We start from the raw sequence: 17,248 nt of genomic DNA, 5'->3' as shown, positions 1-17,248 counted from the left end.
GGATCTGGTCCGGCCCGGTCACGCCTTACGGTCAGCGCGACGGGACGCCCGGGAGGTGTCGGATGGATGCGGTGACGGTCCGGACGGACGACGTCGACCGGGCTCGCGCCGAGGTGGGTCGGGTCTTCTGTCCACACCGGCTCACCCCGCAGGCGGGTGTGCACGCCGTGCAACTGCGGATGGCGGCTCGCCGGGCGGGCGGGGTGGGCGTCATCGACCTGGACTACGGGCAGGCGGTGCGCATCCAACCGCCAGCCCTGGAGACCTTCTACCTCGTCCAGATCCCCAGCGCCGGCAGCACGATGGTCCGGCACGCCGGTCAGACAGTGACCTCGACCCCCGACGTCGCCTCGGTGCTGTCCCCGTACGACTCCTCGGACATGCGGTGGTCCGAGGGATCACCCCACCGGATCTTCTACGCCGACCGGCACGCCGTCGACCGGGAACTCGCCCGCCTGCTGGGCCACCCGGTGGACGACCCGGTCCGCCTCGACGTCGGCATGCTCATGACCACGCCGACCGCGCAGGCGTGGGCGCGCGGGGTGGCGTTCCTCGCCGACGAGCTGTCCCAGCCGGCGGACGCGTCCCTGTTCGACCACCCGCAGGTATCCGCCCGCTTCGAACAGGGGCTCATCGGCAAGCTGTTGCTGGCCCATCAGCACAGCCACTCCCACCTGCTGGCCGAGCCGGGCCAGCACGCCCACCCCGGGCGTCTCGTCCGCCGGGCCTGCGCCCTGATCTCCGAACACCACGGGGAGGCGCTGACCGTCGGTGACGTCGCCGAGGCGCTACGGGTGAGCGTGCGAACACTTCAGGACTGTTTCCGTCGCGAGCTGCAGATCACTCCGACCGCGTACCTGCGGGCGTGCCGGCTCGACGCGGCGCACCGCACGCTCCGCTCCGCCGCTCCGGGGGCGTCCGTGACGACGGTTGCCCTGCAACACGGCTTCGTGCACCTCGGTCGGTTCGCGACCGAGTATCGGAGCCGCTTCGGCGAGACGCCGTCCACGACCCTGCGTCGGTGACGACCGTCGCCTCGTCCCGCCCTCCGCACGGTCGGCCCTTGCCTTGACGCTGACGACAAGGTTTAGCGTGGTCGCGACGGGCCGATGGAGGAGGTTGGATGCTGATCGGCGAGCTGGCTGAGCGGGCCGGCACGAGCCCTCGCACGCTGCGCTACTACGAGGCGCACGGATTGGTACGGGCGCAGCGCTCCCCCAACGGTTACCGCGACTATGACGAGTCGGAGCTACGCGTCGTACGGGAGATCCGGACGCTGCTCGACGTCGGGTTCGGCCTCGACGATGTTCGGCCGTTCGTCGCCTGCCTCCGGGCCGGCAACACGTCCGGTGACGTCTGCCCGGACTCGGTGCTGGTGCTGCGGCGCAAGATCGTCGAAGTCGAGGCCGTCATCGACCGGCTCGGCGCGGTACGCCAGCAACTGCACAGTCAACTCACTCAGGCGATCGCACATCGGGAGAAGACATGCCCCAGGAGACGCACATAGGCTCGCTCGTCACCGTCACGGACGACACATTCGCGGAGCTGGTGCTGGCCAGCGACCGACCCGTTGTCGTCGATTTCTGGGCGGACTGGTGTCCCCCCTGCAAGGCCATCGAGAAGAGCCTCGCCGAACTGGCCCAGGAGTTCGGTGACCGGATGGTCGTGGCGAAGCTCAACTCCGACGAGAATCCCAGAGCGACCCGTAGCTACCGGGTGATGTCCCTGCCGACGCTGCTCGTGTTTCGTCAGGGCGAGGTCGTCGGCTCGACAGTGGGGTCCAGGCCGAAGACGTACCTGCGAGAGACCCTGACCGCGCAGGCCGGGTGGTAACGGCCAGCGGTGCGCCCCCGGGGGTCGGTCCAGACGCCCAGGGTTTCGCCCGAGATCATCAGCTGTGGAAATCGTTATCCCGGTGCGGCCGGCCAGTCTCCTGAGGGGAGGCAGGTGACGGATCTTCCGTCATCGTCTCCGTCAGTCAGCGGTACGACCGAACGAGGGAGTCGAGACGATGCGCGCAACCGGCCAGGGTGAGGCGGACGCCGCGAGGGGGAACCGGGGCGTCCACGCGGAACCCCGACGCGGGATGCTCGGCCGCCTCCCGAACAACGTGAGGCGGCTGCTGTGGCCGCTGCTCGTGGCCGCCGCGGTCGCCGTACTGGTGACGGGTGTGATCGTCGTGGTGCAGCCGACCGGGCCGACGCCCGCCCCGGCGGCGACGCAGGCGCTCGACGCGTCACCGTCCACGAGCCCGCTGCCGGGCACACCCGCCGCGGCCACGCCCGCCGCCACGGCGAGCCCGACGGGGACGGCTCCCCCGTCGACGCCGGCGGCGAAGCCGACATCCGGGCGTCCGGTCGCCCCGGCGGCCACCGCGGTGACCTCCAAGCGCAAGGGCGTCGGCGTGTGGACCTTCGACGGCGTCAGCCAGGCGTTGGCCAACTCCGGGGCGAGTTGGTACTACACCTGGGACGTGAAGCACCAGGGCGTCACCAGCCCGCAGGGCACCGAGTTCGTCCCGATGATCTGGGGGGCGAAGAGCGTCACCGCGAGCAACCTGCAACAGGCCAAGCAGAACGGCCGTTACCTGCTCGGCTTCAACGAGCCGGATCTGAAGGGCCAGGCCGAGATGACCGTCGAGCAGGCGCTTGAGCTGTGGCCGCAGTTGCAGGCCACCGGCCTGCCGCTGGGCAGCCCGGCAGTGGCCTGGGGCGGCGACCGGCAGGGCGAGTGGCTCGACCGGTTCATGGCCGGGGCCAAGCAGCGCGGCTACCGGGTCGACTTCATCGCCCTGCACTGGTACGGCGGTGACTTCACCACGGCCAACGCGGTCAACCAGCTCAAGTCGTACCTCCAGGCCGTGCACGACAGGTACAACCTGCCGGTCTGGCTCACCGAGTTCGCCCTGATCGACTTCTCCAACGGCGTCCGTTTCCCCACCCAGGCACAGCAGGCCGCGTTCCTCACTGCGGCGACGAAGATGCTGGGTGGGCTGTCCTGGCTACAGCGGTACGCGTGGTTCGGCCTGCCCGCCACCGACAAGGACCAGACCGGCCTGTTCCGTACCGGCAGCACCGCCACCGCCGTCGGTCGCGCCTACCAGGCGGCACGCTGACCTACAGCACGTCCACGTGGTCTCGCCATGAGTGCCGCGGATCGTAACCCAGCACCCGGCGGGCCTTCTCGATGCTGAGCAGGGTCTCGTGCTCACCGAGTTCCTTGCGGATCTCGACGCCTGGGTAGACCTCGGCCATCAGGCTGGCGCTGGACCGGGTCATGACGGTGTCGGCGTTGGCGATGACGAAGACGTCGGCACCGGGCTGGTCGTGCGCGAGCGCGCGCTCGACCGCCTGTGCCCCGTCGCGCGCGTCGATGTAGCCCCACAGGTTCCACCGGCGCAGCTGCGGGTCGGCGTCGAACGAGGGGAACGGCGCGTAGTCCTCGACGTCCATCACGTTGGAGAAGCGCAGACCCACCATTACCAGTTCCGGGTCCCACCGGCAGAAGTGCCGGGCCATCTCCTCCTCAAGTGCCTTGTTCAACGAGTACGTCGACTCGGGCCGGGGCGCGTACTCCTCGTCGACCGGCGCGTACGGCGGCGGCGTGTCGAACGGCAACCCGAGCACCGTCTCGCTGGACGCCCAGACGACCCGCTTGATCCCGGCCGCCCGCGCGGCGGCGAACACGTTGTACGTGGTGGCTGAGTTGTTCGCGAACGTGGTCGCGTTCGACATCAGCCCGGGGGCCGGGACCGCCGCCAGGTGCACGACCGCGTCGACGCCGCCCGCGTGCTCGTCGGCGCCCCCGGTGAACGCCTCCACCACCTGCCCATAGTCGGTCAGGTCGACCAGGAGGAACTCGCCGTCCACGTCGCGGGGGTCGCGGCCGCCGGCGCGGTCCACCGCCAGCACGTCGACACCCGCGGCCCGTAGGTGGGCGACGACGGCGCGGCCGAGCTTGCCGGAGGCGCCGGTGACGACGACACGCCTGGGCAATGCGGAGATGCTCATGACCACATCTTCGCCGCCGTCGGCGGCAGCCGGGCAGCGGGGTGGGATCGGCCCGCCGCGCCGCGATCGCGATCCGAGCGCGATCGGGTGGGCAGGTGCGTAACGTGCAGGGGTAAACGTTGTCGCGAAGAGGAGACTTCATGTCCAAGCCACCGCTTCCCGAGGCCGCGGTCGCCATGCTGCAGAAGCCGAACCCGGCCGTCATGACCACGCTTCGCAACGGTGGTCAGCCGGTGTCCGCCGCCACCTGGTACCTGTGGGAGGACGGCCGGATCCTGGTGAACATGGACGAGAGCCGCCGCCGGTTGGAGCACGTCCGCAACGACCCCCGGGTGTCCCTCACCGTGCTCGACGAGGCTGGTTGGTACACCCACGTCAGCATCATCGGGCACGTCGCCGAACTGCGCCCTGACGAGGGCCTGGCGGACATCGACCGGTTGTCGAAGCACTACACGGGCAACGCGTACCCACGGCGGGAACGCGCCCGGGTCAGCGCCCTGATCGAGATCGACCGCTGGCACGGTTGGGGTGCGCAGAAGGACAACAACCAGGTCGGCTGACCGTTGCCGTCCGCCCTGTCGCCTCGACGGCTGCCGTCGGGGCGACAGGGCGCCGGCCGTCAGGGCGTCAGGGCGGGGGCGGACCGGGCGCCGACGCGGGTCACCAGGTAGCCGAAGGCCGCCGCGGTGAAGAACATGACGATGCCGTAGACGGCTCCCGGGATCGCCATCTGGGTGCTGTTGAGCAGCGCCGGGCTGAGAGCGATCGTGATGGCCAGGGTGCTGTTGTGGATGCCGATCTCGAAGCCGGCGGCCGTCGCGGCGCTCCGGTCGACGCCGGCGAGGCGCGGTACCCCGTACCCGATGGCGAGGCTGAGCAGGTTGAAGGCGAGCACGGCCAGGCCGACCGAGACGAAGTAGTCGGCGATGTTCTCCCGGTCGCCGAGCACCGCGCCGGCGATCACCGCGACGAGTACGACGACGGAGAGGATCCGGACCGGACGGTTCAGCCGCTCGGCCACGTGGGGCATCCGCGCCCGGATGAGCATGCCGATCGCGACCGGGACGAGCACGATGGCGAAGACCTGGAGCACCTTGTCGAGCTGCAGGCCGATGCTCCTGCCGTCGGGCAGGAAGTACGCCGCCGACAGGTTGACCAGGATCGGCAGGGTGAACACGGCGAGCACCGAGTTGATGGCGGTCAGGGTGATGTTCAGGGCCACGTGCCCGCCGAACAGGTGGCTGTAGAGGTTGGCGGTGGTGCCGCCCGGTGACGCGGCGAGCAGCATCATGCCGACGGCCAGTTCGGGTGCCAGGTCGAACGCGAGGACGAGGCAGAAGCAGAGCGCCGGCAGCACGAGCACCTGGCAGACCAGGGCGATGACGGCGGCTCGCGGGTGCTGAGCCACCCGGCGGAAGTCCGCCATGGTCAGTCCGAGACCCAGACCGAGCATGATGATGCCGAGGGCGACGGGTAGTCCGATCAGTGTCAGGGCGGAGTCCATGGCACAACATCGTTACCACCGGGTAACGCGTTCACAATCCCCCGTGCGGACGGACGCCTCTTGACCGCAGACGGTGACCGGCTTAACTTCATCAATCAGATAAGTGTCTTAACTAATTCTGCTTGATGTCTCGTGGAGTGTGCCGATGCGACCATTCCGTCACCGCCGTCTCACCGCCGTCGTCGCTCTGACGACCCTTCTGGTCACCGCCGCCCCACCGACCGCCGCGAACGCGGGCGCCAAGCCCGAACGCGCCGGCTACCACCGGGTCGGCTACTTCACCCAGTGGGGCATCTACGGCCGGGCCTTCCCGGTCAAGAAGCTCGAAACCTCCGGGGCGGCGAGCCGCCTCACCCACCTCAACTACGCCTTCGGCAACGTCAGCGAGGACGGCCGCTGCTACGTCGACGGTGGGCCGGGTGAGGGCGACGCCTGGGCCGACTACCAGCGCCCCGTCCCGGCCGAGGAGAGCGTCGACGGTGTCGCCGACGCCCCGGGCCAGGCGCTCAACGGCAACTTCGGCCAGCTCGCCAAGCTCAAGGCCAAGCACCCCAAGCTGAAGGTGCTGATCTCGCTGGGCGGCTGGAGCTGGTCGACGTACTTCTCGAACGCGGCCCGCACCGACGCGTCCCGCAAGGCGTTCGTCACGTCCTGCATCGACCTCTACCTCAAGGGCAACCTGCCGGGCACCACCGCCGGTGCCGGGGCCGGCGTCTTCGACGGCATCGACCTCGACTGGGAGTGGCCCGGCTCAGACGGTGAGCCCGGCAACGTCATCCGCCCGGAGGACCGGGAAAACTTCACCAAGCTGCTCGCCGAGTTCCGCCGGCAGCTCGACGGGTATGGGCGCACGACCCGCGCGCACCACCCGTTGACCGCGTTCCTGCCGGCCAGCCCAGCCACCATGGACGCCGGCTACGAGGGCCGCAAGATCTTCAAGTACCTGGACTTCGCCACCGTGCAGGGGTACGACTTCCACGGCGGCTGGGACGCACGGGCCAACCAGCAGTCGGCGCTACGCGTCCCTGCGGGTGCCCCGGACAACCCGGACTTCTCCGTCGAGGTCGCCATCGACGGGTGGATCGCCCGTGGAGCGCCGCGCGACAAGCTCGTGCTCGGCATCCCCTACTACGGTCGCGGCTGGACCGGCATCACCGGAGGCGGCAACGGTCTGTTCCAGCCGGCCACCGGGCCCGCGCCGGCCACCTTCGAGGCCGGGTACGAGGACTACAAGAACCTCAAGACCCTGGCCGGTAACGGCTACACCGTGCATCGCGACCTGCGCGCCGGACACGCCTGGTTGTTCGACGGTACGACGTTGTGGACGTACGACGATCCGGCGGTCGTGTTGCAGAAGACGCTCTACATCCGACGGGCCGGCCTGGCCGGCGCGATGATCTGGTCGCTCGACGGCGACGACGACAATGCCACGCTGACCAAGACGATCGGCCTCGGTCTGACGACCTGGTAGCCGTACCCGATCCACCCGGCCCGCCGCCGGCCGACTCCTCGGCTGGCGGCGGGCCGGCGGCGAACCGTCACTGCGTCACGCCGTCGGGCTGCTGTTACCCGACGTGCCGAGGTGAATGTCGACGTCAGCGGCCTCGGTCATCTGGTCGTACGCCCTGGTCTTGAGCCGGTTGGTCTGAAGCTCGCCGTCGAGCAGTGCCGCCCGCAGAGCCTCCGCGTCCGTGATCTCCTTGCTGGTGATCGCGTCCGCCGCGGTCGTCGCACCCTGCACGACCTCCAGGTGAGTGCCGTCGGTGGGCATCAGCTCGGCCCACTTGGCAAGGCAGTAGACCCGCTCCGGCACCTCCTGGCACTCGCCGGTCAGTTCGGGCATCTCGTCGCCGGTGCCGAGGTGACTGGTGCGGAACGCGGCCAGTTCGTCGACGAACGTGGCCAGTTGCTCCTCCACCGCCGGCGCGAGCCGGGTCGCCACCGCCTTGCCGAAGATCCACCGCAGCGCGGCAAGCTCCATACCGGCCCGCACCGGGAGGTAGAGCTTGGCCCAGCTGGCGTTGAGGAAGTCACTAGGGTCGCGCTCGGGGGCACGGGCGTCACCGGCTGACCACCAGCCGGGGTACGACACGAACGAGGCGCGCTCCCAGTCGAAGACGCGGTGCCAGAAGTCGATCTCCCACGCCTCGTCTCGCACACTGGCCGGGAAGTGCGCCTCGACGATCTGCGAGACCATCTCGTTGACCGGTGAGTAGCCGCCGCGCAGCCGCGCCTCGAACTCGTCCCCGGCCTCCTCGGCCGCCGCCAGCGCCGCGACGCGCGCGTCCTGCCAGGCTTGCAGATCCGTGAGATAGCCAGCCACCAGCGCGTTGTAGGCGGCGTCGTCGGCATTCTGGTCGACCTGCGTCGGGGTACGCCGGAACGTGGCGGCGAGCTGCACGTCGGCGCCGGGACCGGCCAGCCAGCTGGCCGCGCCGACGTGGATGCGTACCCGCAGTGCCGGCTGACCGTTGACGTCGGTGACCACCGGAACGCCGACCACCCGAGCCGCGATGCCCGTCGGCGGCCGGCGGGTGATCAGGTTGAGGCTCTGCCGAATGCTCTCGATGTCGCCGTCCCACTCCCACCCGCTGTCGAAGGTGACGTCGATGTCGTAGTCGGCGCTCATGTCGCCGGTGAAGCCCCACTTGTCGAGCGTGACCACCGGGGAGTGGATGGTGCGGGTCTCCACGGCGGCCGGCACACCGGGTGCGGGGCGCACCGGCTTCACCGGCATGGCGGGCAGCGCGGCGAGAGCGTTGTCTCTGATCCGCTGGCGCCCGTCGGTGATCTTCTTGGCGAACGCCAGCGCCGGGTCTCTCACCGTCGGCGCCCAGCACACCCGGGCGCCGTACCGTTCGTGGGCCAGCTCCAGGCGTTGCAGCACCTTGAAATAGTGCAGCGTGATCGGCGTTGCCCGGTTGGGATTGCGGACGGTCCGCTTCGAGGTCGACTCCATGCCGGTCTCGCTCACCAGCTTGAAGTCGGTCTTGTGCTGGGTGCGATAGCGGGCGGCGACCTTGGAGGTGGCGGTCTGACTGTCCTTCACCGCGCGGCGGCTGGTCTCCTGGCTGGCCGCCGTCACGCTGCGCGTGTAGCCGATCGTGTGGCTGGCGTTGAAGGTGCCCCAGACGCCGGTCGGGCTGGTGTACTGGCCGGTGTGGCTGGCGTTGAGCCCCCACGTGTCGGTGAGCGACTTCTGCCGCTCGAAGCCCTCCTGTAGTTCCGTGGTGAGCGCGCTGGTCAGCTCGACGTCCGTCTGCCTCTCGGTCTCGTCCTGCTCCTCCAGGGTCAGCTCACGCTTGGTGTAGGTGCGCTGCTCCAGCACCGCCTCTTCGCCGGGCGCGAGCGCCAACGCGTAGACGTGCTCGCCGAGCGCGAAGCCCACCGGCCGGATCCGGGTCCGGTCGAGGAACGCGATGCCCACGTCGGACTGGAGCAGGCCGGCGACGAACTCCGCCTCCTGGTCGCCGAGGATGCTCTGGCGCCGAGCCGGCGGCTCCCGGTAGATCATGCCGGAGTCCTGCCCCGGCAGCGCCGCATCGGCGGCGTCCATGTCGTTGGCCTTCCACAGCCCCGACAGACCGAGTTCCTTGAGCAGGTGCGGCAGCCGGTCCTGGGAGAGCCCGCCGTACCGCATCGCCTCGATCAACGCCTGCTTGACGTAGAAGGGCAACAGCGGCGTCTGCCCGTCGTCGAAGGTGAGCTGGACCGGCACGAAGTAGTTGGAGTAGACGTAGCGGTCGGAGTGCGCGTTACTGAACCCCAGCGTCGCCAGGTCCGCCTCGGCGACGACGACTTCACCCATCGGTGCTCCTCTAAAGTGGCAGTTTGTAAAGGGCGTGCAGACCCTGGTAGGTCATTTCGTGCGAGGTGACGAAGAACCCGGGAAACAACTGGCTGAGGGCGGCCTGCCGGACGACGGTCTCTCGCACCGCGTGCGCCGTCAGCTCCTCCAGGCCGGCGACGACCTCAGCCGGCACCCCGCCCTTGCTGGCCCGCTGGTAGGCGTCCGCGATCGCCTCCCAGCGACCGTCGAACGCCTCGCCGAGGTCGTCGGCGACCGTGCCCCACGTCTTCTCGAAGCGCTCCAGCTTCGTCGACGCGGTCCAGTCCACGTTGGTGACCCGGGCCGCCTCCGAATCGACCAACAGCAGGTCGCTGCGAAGCTCACCGACGGTGGTGGACGCCTTCCAGCCGAACCGCTCGGCGAGATGGGTGGCCAACGCCTTTTCCGCGCCGGCCGCGGCCGGGCTCCTGGTGAACCCGACGAGACGCAGCAGCAGGTCCCGGTCCGGGTGGCTGAGCAGGAGTTGAGCGACCGTCTGCCGTAGCACCGCGTCGGAGCCACGCAGGGCCGCAGCCAGCTCCGGGTTGGCCGCGCGGACCGCCTCGACGACAGTGGCGAGCGACTTCTCCGCGAACGGCTGCAACCCCGGCGAGCGAGCGACCAACTGGGCGGTCTCGGCAGCCATCCGCCGGTGTACCTGTTGGCCGAGCCGCCACGGTTGTGCCTGCCCGGCCTTCCGCAGCGCGCGGAACTCCTCGTACGCGGCGGTCTGCAACGCCCTGTTGAACACGGTGGTCAGGCGCTGCTCGAGCTGACGGGCGATGGCGGCCCGCACTGCGGCGGCCCGGATGTCGCGGGGGGTCTTGGGCGGTTTGAGCTCGCGCAGGTCCTCGACCCGCTTGATGATCTCGTCGAGCGCCTGGTTCAGCTCCGCTCGGCTAGCCGAACGACCTGCCGACGACACGGTCTCCGACATGCACGCCATCAGGACCGGTTTGCCGTCGGCGCTGATCAGCGCGCTGAGCCGGGCGCCCGCACCCGCCCCGGCGAACGCCTCGGCGTGCGCGGCCTGGTTGAACACCGTCAGGGTCAGCTCGGCATCGACGAGCAGCGCCCGGCCGTGCCGGAACAACGCGTCGAGCACCTTCGGGGGGAACAGGGTACGCAGCACCGCCAGGCCTACCTGCGGTGTGGCGAGCAGTGCCGCCCGGCCGATCGCGACGAGCAGCGCGGCGATCTGGGTGGTCAGGAGACGGACCTCGGCGGCGGCCTCCCGGGCGCCCACGATCAGCAGCGGCACGTACCGGATCGCGGCGCGCACCGCCACGCCACCGAGTAGCCGGACCAGGTGGACTATGCCGGTCAGCACCTGGAACAGGTCGCCGGCGATCCGGCCGAGCAGCCGGCCGGCGGCGAACGGATCGAGATCCTCCAGGTGCCGCCCGAATTCCGTCGCCCAGCCGCGCCAGAGCGTCAGCAGCCGCTCGGGCACTGTGCTCGGGTCCAGCGCGGCCACGACGCCGGCCAGCGCCTCGCGGACGACGGTGGCCTGCTCGGCAAGACGTCGCAGGCCGGCCCGGGGGTCCACGGTGAGCACGATCAGGGTGGTGAACTGCTCCTGCTGGAGCCGACCGACCAGTTGCACCAGTTTGCCGAGGTCGACCACCACAGTCGCCAGCGACTCCCCGACGCCCACCAGGAAGCCGTCGATGAACAGCTTCGGATTGATGCCGTTCCAGGCCGCGTAGTGGCGCATCGCGTCGAACAGGGCGGGGTCGAGGCCGAGCAGGAACCGTCGGAACGCGCCGTCCCCGTCGACGTCGGAGGCCGCCAGGTCGAAGAACTCCTCGGCCAGCCCGAGCTTCGCCAGCATCGCGACCAGGTCCCAGACGTTGTCGGCGGAGATCCGGCCGGTCATCGCCTGCAACACCCGGTCGCGGGTCATCGAGCGGGTGGCGTGCGCGTCCACCCAGTACCGTACGGTCAGCGCGACGAACTCCACCCGCGGATCCTGGGTCCGTACGCCGTAGACCGCCGCCCGGTTCTCGGCGGACACCCGCGGCACACTGAACCAGTCCCGGATCATGACGGTCTCGCCCGTCGGTTGCCCCAACTTCCCCACCTCCTCCGGCGCAGTGCACTGTCCGGGCAAGGGGATTCGGGCGGTAGCGCTGGGTCGAGAACCCGACATGGATCCACTTCGGAGCGCGTGACCGGGTGATCGCACAGCGATCGATATCGGTCATCGTCGAGGCGGGTGGCACCTCGACGGCCGTCGGGTGCGGGCGGCCGGTCGACCTGCTCGGGCCGAAGCGGCTCAGCGGTCGTTCGTCTCGACCGTCGGTCGGTGATCGGCCAGAGCACGCACCGCAGCCTCGATGAGCGCTGTCACCTGATCCATGTCACGAGCACCGCGGACGTCCAACTCGGCCGACCAGCCGTCCGCACCGGTGAGCCGCACCGTCACGTCGTCGCGGCGGTGGGTCAACCAGCCGGCGATCGCCTGCACCAGCACCATGGCGGCGCCGCCACCGTCGACGGCGACCAGCAGCACGTCAGTGGCACCCGCGACGGGCGCGGTGGTCACACTGTCACGGAGCCGGTTCTCGGCGCGAAGCCAGGACCCCAGAGAACGTCGAGCATCGGCAGAGGGAAGATCCGGACAGACCGACAGCGTGATCGTCTCCTGAGACGCGGGCAACGTCTTCTCCTTCCGGCGACGGCCAACCCCACTCCGTCATCCTGCCAGCCGGCGTGGCCCTCGGCAGCCCTCGCAGTCACCGAAGTCGATCAGAGCTTGACCGTCGCGTCCGCCCGTCCATAGGCTCCGGCCACTGCGAGGCTTTCCCCCAAGAAGGGAACCCGAGACATGGCCCCATCGTCGCGTCCGTTCTGGACCCTCCCTGCGAAGCGGCTGGCCAACGCCGCCACGATCGCGCTCCTGCTCGGTATGGCACCCCTGCTCAGCGGCCCGGCAGCCGCGAGCGCCGCCCGGCCGACCCCCTGCAGCAGCGACCCGACCGCCCGGCTGACCACAGTGCCCAGCCCGGACGCCGTGCTCGGCTTCCCGCTCGGCGCGGGACAGGAGCGGGTCGTCACCAACGACGAGGTCCGGACCTACCTCGGGGCGGTCGATCGCGCCTCGAACCGGGTCGTGACCGGCGTGATGACCACCAGTGTGCTCGGCCAGCCCTTGCCGTACGCGGTGGTGTCCAACGAAAGCCACGTGCGGCCCGCCGCGCTCCGCGAGATCGCCGACGACATCCGGGACCTGCGCGACCCGCGCCGGACCAGCGCGCGAACGGCCGCCCGGACGGCGAAGGACAGCCCGGCCATCGTCTGGGTCACCGCGAACGTGCACGGCGGAGAGAAGAGCGGCGCCGACGCGGCGCTCAAGACGCTCTACGAGTTGGCAGCGGGTCTGTCCTGCGCTGTCGCCCAGCGCAACGACAACCTGGTCACCATCATCGTCCCCACCCAGAACCCGGACGGCCGTGACGCGACCCGCCGGCAGAACGAGTTCGGCTTCGACCTGAACCGGGACTGGTTCGCCCGCACCCAACAGGAGACCGACGGCAAGCTCGAACTGCTGCGCCGCTACCCGCCGCAGGTGTTCATCGACGCACACGAGATGGGCGGCCGGCAGTACTTCTTCCCGCCCAACGCCGATCCGATCCACCACGAGATCGCCGGTGAGGCGGTGGACTGGATCAACCGCATCGGCGAGGCCAACAAGGCCGGCTTCGGCTTCAACGGGGCCTGCGACGACACCGTCACCACCGAGTGCTACTTCAACTACGACACGTACGACATGTTCTTCATGGGCTACGGCGACACCGTGCCGACCACCGGCTTCGGCGCGGCCGGCATGACGTACGAGAAGGGCAGCGCGTCGGCGGTGGCCGACCGGGTCCAGCAGCAGTTCCACACCCAGTGGTCGACGCTCGGCTGGGCCGCCGCCAACAAGCGCGAGGTGCTGGACGGCTACTTCGACATCTGGACCGACGCGCTCGCCCAGGGCAGGGCGGGCACCCTGGAGCCGAACGAGGTGGTGCAGCCCACCAACGAGGTGCAGTTCCCGGTGCCGGACCTCACCATCCGCTCGTACTTCCTGCTGCCCGACCGGCAGCTCGCCGACGTCCGCCAACTCGTCGAGCGGCTACGCCGGATGGACGTCGAGGTGTACGAGGTGCAGAAGGCGACCCGGGTGCCCACCGCACGGGTCTTCGGCGGGCGCAGCGCCACGAACGTGACAGTGCCCAAGGGCGCGTACTGGATTCCGATGGACCAGCCGCAGAAGCACTGGATCCAGGCCGTCATGGGCGAGGACCCGTACGTCCCGTTCCCGTACTTCTACGACGTGTCGTCCTGGAGCAACCCGCTGCTGATGGGCATCAACACCATCTACACCGGAGACACCGTCCGGCCGAGGGCCGAACTGGTGCGCACGGTCTCCGGCGGTCGCACCGGCGCGGCGTGGCCCTGGGGCTCGTACACGTACCCGCTGGACTCGGCCGCCGCCGCGGAGTTCACCTTCGGTCTGCTCGGCCGTGGCGTACCCCTGGTCCGTGACCTCACGACCAGCAGGGTCGCCATCCCGGCGGCCACTGTGAACCGGACCGTGGACGAACTGGCCAAGGGGCTCGGCGTCACCCTGACCCCGGGCGGTCGGCCCGCCGGCACCCGCCTCGACCTGCCCGACGTGGGGTTGTTCCAGGGCACCGGCATCTCCACCACCTCGGGCTCGCACGGCGAGGCCCGCTACGTGCTCGGCAAGCGGTGGGGGCTCGACCTCACACCGGTCACCACGGCTGACATCAACGACAACACCGAGGCGTTCACCGGGCGTACCGTGCTGCTGGTGCCGGACGGCAGCAGCGCCACCGGCGGTCTGACCGCCGCCGGGCAGGCCAACCTGCGCGACTGGATCGGCCGGGGCCACACCTACCTCGGCCTGCGCAACGAGGGCACCCGGGTCGCCCGCGCCGCCGGGCTCACCTCGACCACCGAGAAGACGAAGCCCGCTGACTACCTGGTGATCGGCTCGCACCTGCGCGTCGACGTCGACCGGAACAGCCCGGTGGCGCTGGGTCGCCCGGCGGAGGACTTCGAGTTCAACAACAGCGACCCGATCCTCACCCCGAGCACCACCGGGACGAACGTGCTCACCTACCCGACCGGTGACACCTTCTGGGCCAACGGTTACACAGTCGGGGCGGAGACGCTCAAGGGCACGGCCGCCGTCGTCGACGAACCGACCGGCGCCGGTCGGGCGGTGCTGTTCGCGTTCAATCCGCTCTTCCGCGCGTACAACGAAAATGGCCTGCACCTGGTCGCCAACGCGCTGCTCTACCCGGCGACCGCCGCGTCGGACGCCCGACGCCCGGCCGCTGTCGACGCGGCGCGCGCCAGCGCCGCCGCCGCGCCGGTGACGCCGGACCTGGGCGGCGGCTGGCGGCCGATCACCATCCAGGTGGCGGCCGGTGACCTGCCCCGCACCCGGGCGATCGTCGAACGCTTCACCACCGACGCGCAGGCGTCCGAGAAGAACGGTTCGGCGTACGTCGTGATCCCGAACCCGCAGGGGCTCCAGGTGGACGAACATCCGTTCGCCAGGGATCTGGTACGCGCGCTGAACGCCGCCAAGGTGCCACTGCGGTCGGTGGTGGGCTGACCAACCCGTGCACGGCGAAGCGCCCGCCCCCTCGCGTCTGGGGGCGGGCGCTTCCGTGCGTGCTGAGGGCTACGACCGCCGGACGACGTCGGTAACGAACGCCCGCCAGGCCATCGGCTCGAAGACCAGCGCCGGCCCCTCGGGGTCCTTCGAGTCGCGCACACCGACGATGCCGGGGAGATTGTCCGCGACCTCTACACAGTCGCCACCGCTGGAACCGCTGCGAGTGGACTTGCGCCACGTAGCGTCGATCAGGTCCATGACGTCACCACTTCCTTCATCAGGTCAGTTGACTGCCGCCGAGGTAGGGCCTCGTTCCGAACGGTTTCCCACTTCGACAGAAGCGTAGCCACGTCATCGTCGTTGTCGATGACCGCCCCGCCAAGCTGGTTCTCCAACTGGCCGACCCATTTGCCATCGGCGGCCCGGGCCAGGATGAACGGGCCAGTCAGCCCGGCGTGCATGCTCACGTCACACGGCACGATGTGAACACTGATGTTCGGGCGCTCGGCCAAGGTCAACAAGTGCGTGATCTGTCCGACCATGACCGCCCGAAAGTCCTCGCCCGCCCGCCGCAGCACCTCTTCCCCGATAACCGCAACGAATTGCGGTGCCTTCGGCTGAGTGAGGATCGACTGCCGGTTGAGCCGAGCCGAGAGCAGCTTGTCGACTTCCTCATCGCTGAGCATGTCGTCGCAGCGAATGACCGCTCGGGCGTAGTATTCGGTCTGCAGCAGGCCGGGAATCAGGGACGGTTGCCAGGACCGGAGTTGAGTCGCGACACGTTCGGCGTCCAGCCACGGCAGGAACCAGGATGGTGCCCCCAGCTTCGCGACCATCCGCTCGAAAAGGCCGCCGTTCTTGAACGCCCGGTCGGCACCCTTGATGAAGTCCAACGTCAGGGCCCGCGTCTCGCTCTCCACGGCGCTGACGTGGGAGGCACTGAAGCCCGCGCCCCGACCGAAGGCATCCTGGGTCATCCCGGAGGCTCCTCGGGCGCGGCGAATCTCGGCGACGATGAACGCGGCGAGCGGGTGTGGCAAGTCGGCCATTTTGTGTTCCCCCACAACTACTCACACCGCTACCCGGCGTGGAACGCTTCGTCAGCTCGACCCGATTCCGTGAGCCACTGTCTGAGCGTAATGGCCTCCACAGCGGAGTGTCACCAACGGCGCGGCCGGTGGGGGCTGATCCACTCGCTTTCCGGGAAGTCGGGGTGTTGGACGGCCAGGAACACCCCGACTTCCGTAAGCACGAGTGGATCTTGCTGCACGGGGGCGACCCGCCTGCCGACCCGGCTCAGGGTTTGCGGGCGACGCCGCTGTAGCCGGTGCGGGCGACCTGTGGGTCCTCGGTGGCCGGCGGTTCGGCGTACGGCCACATGTTGACCAGCCCGGGCGACTCCAGGACGAAGTCGCCGAAGAACCGGGAGACGTCCGCGTGGCTCCTCGGCACGAAGGGGCTGTTCGCTCGCGCGTAGATCGCGGAGATCCGGGCCATCAGGTCGGGGTGCGTGTCGGTGCTGGCGTGCGACAGCGCCAGGTAGCTGCCGGGGGCGAGCGCGTCGCGGTAGGTGGCCACGATCCGCTGCGGATCCTGCTCGTCGGGCACCAGGTGCAGCACGAACATCATCAGTACCGCGACCGGGCTTTCGAAGTCGATCGCGGCGCTGATCTCGGGGTGGCCGAGCACCTGCTCGGGGTCGCGCAGGTCGGCCTGGACCACCGACACCGACGGCGATTCGGCGAGCAACGCGCGGCCGTGCGCGCAGACCACCGGATCGTTGTCGACGTAGACGACCCGCACGTCCGGGTCGATCCGGTGCGCGATCTCGTGGACGTTGTCCCGGGTCGGCAGCCCGGACCCGAGGTCGATGATCTGTCGGATGCCCCTCTCCTGCACGAGGTGCCGGACCGTCCGGGCGATCAGGTCACGGCCCTGCCGGGCAGCCTCGGGCATCCACGGCGCCACCTGCAACACCATCTCGGCGGCGGCCCGGTCGGCGGCGAAGTTGTCCTTCCCGCCGAGGTAGTAGTCGAACATCCGCGCCGCGTTCGGCCTGTCCGGTTGCAGGGCTGCCTCCGACTGCGACTGCGACTGCGACTGCGTCATGATCGACCACCTCTCCCCCGGCTGTCCGGTCCCGCAGCATAACGCCCGCGATGATCGATTTTCGGCCCTCCGGGTCGGCTAGCGGACATCCGCCGGGCCGGATCACGACAGCGCTCGCGGCACCCTTCGGGGCAGGCTGGCCGGGATCTGTGCCGACC

General features: G+C 69.7%; 15 protein-coding genes. 7 read left to right on the top strand and 8 right to left on the bottom strand.

The window, feature by feature from the left end:
- Positions 1–71 precede the first annotated feature (71 nt).
- From ACLQ3F_RS10130 to ACLQ3F_RS10115, 4 genes are all read left to right on the top strand, one after another.
- A complete protein-coding gene (locus tag ACLQ3F_RS10130) occupies positions 72–1,025 on the top strand; it encodes an AraC family transcriptional regulator (protein WP_425848161.1) in 954 nt (317 codons plus the stop codon).
- 98 nt (positions 1,026–1,123) lie between these two features.
- Positions 1,124–1,507: a MerR family transcriptional regulator gene (locus tag ACLQ3F_RS10125; protein ID WP_425848158.1), complete on the top strand. Its 384-nt coding sequence runs from the start codon at positions 1,124–1,126 to the stop codon at positions 1,505–1,507.
- Positions 1,486–1,833: a thioredoxin gene (gene trxA / locus ACLQ3F_RS10120; protein WP_357201778.1), complete on the top strand. Its 348-nt coding sequence runs from the start codon at positions 1,486–1,488 to the stop codon at positions 1,831–1,833. The genes ACLQ3F_RS10125 and trxA overlap by 22 nt, the downstream gene beginning before the upstream one ends.
- 178 nt (positions 1,834–2,011) lie before the next feature.
- On the top strand, positions 2,012–3,115 hold the full coding sequence (locus ACLQ3F_RS10115; protein ID WP_357201781.1) for a glycoside hydrolase family protein: 1,104 nt from the start codon (positions 2,012–2,014) through the stop codon (positions 3,113–3,115).
- A gap of 1 nt (position 3,116) precedes the next feature.
- On the opposite strand, the gene ACLQ3F_RS10110 is transcribed toward ACLQ3F_RS10115, so the two are convergent.
- The gene (locus ACLQ3F_RS10110; protein WP_425848155.1) at positions 3,117–4,010 is read right to left on the bottom strand and encodes an NAD-dependent epimerase/dehydratase family protein; all 894 of its coding nucleotides are present in this window, start codon (positions 4,008–4,010) and stop codon (positions 3,117–3,119) included.
- A 140-nt stretch (positions 4,011–4,150) separates the two neighbouring features.
- Here ACLQ3F_RS10110 and ACLQ3F_RS10105 point away from each other — a divergent pair, with 140 nt between their 5' ends.
- Complete coding sequence (locus ACLQ3F_RS10105) at positions 4,151–4,570, top strand: PPOX class F420-dependent oxidoreductase (RefSeq protein ID WP_196926210.1); 420 nt, start codon at positions 4,151–4,153, stop codon at positions 4,568–4,570.
- A 59-nt stretch (positions 4,571–4,629) separates the two neighbouring features.
- Here ACLQ3F_RS10105 and ACLQ3F_RS10100 read toward each other — a convergent pair whose 3' ends face one another.
- Complete coding sequence (locus ACLQ3F_RS10100; protein WP_425848152.1) at positions 4,630–5,514, bottom strand: bile acid:sodium symporter family protein; 885 nt, start codon at positions 5,512–5,514, stop codon at positions 4,630–4,632.
- A 145-nt stretch (positions 5,515–5,659) separates the two neighbouring features.
- Between ACLQ3F_RS10100 and ACLQ3F_RS10095 the strand changes: the two genes are divergently transcribed.
- Positions 5,660–6,985 (top strand): glycoside hydrolase family 18 protein, encoded by a 1,326-nt coding sequence (locus ACLQ3F_RS10095; RefSeq protein WP_425848150.1) that lies wholly within the window; start codon positions 5,660–5,662, stop codon positions 6,983–6,985.
- 75 nt (positions 6,986–7,060) lie between these two features.
- On the opposite strand, the gene ACLQ3F_RS10090 is transcribed toward ACLQ3F_RS10095, so the two are convergent.
- From ACLQ3F_RS10090 to ACLQ3F_RS10080, 3 genes are all read right to left on the bottom strand, one after another.
- Entirely contained in the window at positions 7,061–9,322 is a 2,262-nt protein-coding gene (locus ACLQ3F_RS10090) for a hypothetical protein (protein WP_425848148.1), read from the bottom strand.
- Between the two features lie 10 nt (positions 9,323–9,332).
- Positions 9,333–11,426 carry a hypothetical protein gene (locus ACLQ3F_RS10085; protein WP_425848147.1) on the bottom strand — a complete coding sequence of 698 codons (2,094 nt, stop codon included), beginning with the start codon at positions 11,424–11,426 and terminating at the stop codon, positions 9,333–9,335.
- 195 nt (positions 11,427–11,621) lie between these two features.
- Complete coding sequence (locus ACLQ3F_RS10080) at positions 11,622–12,005, bottom strand: effector-associated constant component EACC1 (RefSeq protein ID WP_425848146.1); 384 nt, start codon at positions 12,003–12,005, stop codon at positions 11,622–11,624.
- Between the two features lie 168 nt (positions 12,006–12,173).
- Between ACLQ3F_RS10080 and ACLQ3F_RS10075 the strand changes: the two genes are divergently transcribed.
- Positions 12,174–14,978 (top strand): M14 family zinc carboxypeptidase, encoded by a 2,805-nt coding sequence (locus tag ACLQ3F_RS10075; RefSeq protein WP_425848143.1) that lies wholly within the window; start codon positions 12,174–12,176, stop codon positions 14,976–14,978.
- A 69-nt stretch (positions 14,979–15,047) separates the two neighbouring features.
- Here ACLQ3F_RS10075 and ACLQ3F_RS10070 read toward each other — a convergent pair whose 3' ends face one another.
- From ACLQ3F_RS10070 to ACLQ3F_RS10060, 3 genes are all read right to left on the bottom strand, one after another.
- Positions 15,048–15,239 carry a DUF397 domain-containing protein gene (locus ACLQ3F_RS10070; protein ID WP_425848140.1) on the bottom strand — a complete coding sequence of 64 codons (192 nt, stop codon included), beginning with the start codon at positions 15,237–15,239 and terminating at the stop codon, positions 15,048–15,050.
- Positions 15,230–16,030, bottom strand: a complete 801-nt coding sequence (locus tag ACLQ3F_RS10065; protein WP_425848137.1) for a helix-turn-helix domain-containing protein — start codon at positions 16,028–16,030, stop codon at positions 15,230–15,232. Before ACLQ3F_RS10065 ends, ACLQ3F_RS10070 begins: the two co-directional genes overlap by 10 nt.
- Positions 16,031–16,277: 247 nt before the next feature.
- The gene (locus ACLQ3F_RS10060; protein WP_425848136.1) at positions 16,278–17,090 is read right to left on the bottom strand and encodes an SAM-dependent methyltransferase; all 813 of its coding nucleotides are present in this window, start codon (positions 17,088–17,090) and stop codon (positions 16,278–16,280) included.
- Positions 17,091–17,248: the final 158 nt, after the last annotated feature.

This window comes from Micromonospora sp. DT15 (genome assembly GCF_049841475.1).
In the GTDB taxonomy this organism is placed as follows: Bacteria; Actinomycetota; Actinomycetes; order Mycobacteriales; family Micromonosporaceae; genus Micromonospora.
This window is presented reverse-complemented; position numbering and strand designations above follow the sequence as displayed.

Coding starts and splice junctions, on each gene's coding strand:
- ACLQ3F_RS10070 (WP_425848140.1), bottom strand. CDS start 15,239: ATGGACCTGATCGACGCTACGTGGCGCAAGTCCACTCGCAGCGGTTCC.
- ACLQ3F_RS10060 (WP_425848136.1), bottom strand. CDS start 17,090: ATGACGCAGTCGCAGTCGCAGTCGCAGTCGGAGGCAGCCCTGCAACCG.
- ACLQ3F_RS10110 (WP_425848155.1), bottom strand. CDS start 4,010: ATGAGCATCTCCGCATTGCCCAGGCGTGTCGTCGTCACCGGCGCCTCC.
- ACLQ3F_RS10105 (WP_196926210.1), top strand. CDS start 4,151: ATGTCCAAGCCACCGCTTCCCGAGGCCGCGGTCGCCATGCTGCAGAAG.
- ACLQ3F_RS10115 (WP_357201781.1), top strand. CDS start 2,012: ATGCGCGCAACCGGCCAGGGTGAGGCGGACGCCGCGAGGGGGAACCGG.
- ACLQ3F_RS10075 (WP_425848143.1), top strand. CDS start 12,174: ATGGCCCCATCGTCGCGTCCGTTCTGGACCCTCCCTGCGAAGCGGCTG.
- ACLQ3F_RS10125 (WP_425848158.1), top strand. CDS start 1,124: ATGCTGATCGGCGAGCTGGCTGAGCGGGCCGGCACGAGCCCTCGCACG.
- ACLQ3F_RS10065 (WP_425848137.1), bottom strand. CDS start 16,030: ATGGCCGACTTGCCACACCCGCTCGCCGCGTTCATCGTCGCCGAGATT.
- ACLQ3F_RS10095 (WP_425848150.1), top strand. CDS start 5,660: ATGCGACCATTCCGTCACCGCCGTCTCACCGCCGTCGTCGCTCTGACG.
- ACLQ3F_RS10090 (WP_425848148.1), bottom strand. CDS start 9,322: ATGGGTGAAGTCGTCGTCGCCGAGGCGGACCTGGCGACGCTGGGGTTC.
- trxA (WP_357201778.1), top strand. CDS start 1,486: ATGCCCCAGGAGACGCACATAGGCTCGCTCGTCACCGTCACGGACGAC.
- ACLQ3F_RS10100 (WP_425848152.1), bottom strand. CDS start 5,514: ATGGACTCCGCCCTGACACTGATCGGACTACCCGTCGCCCTCGGCATC.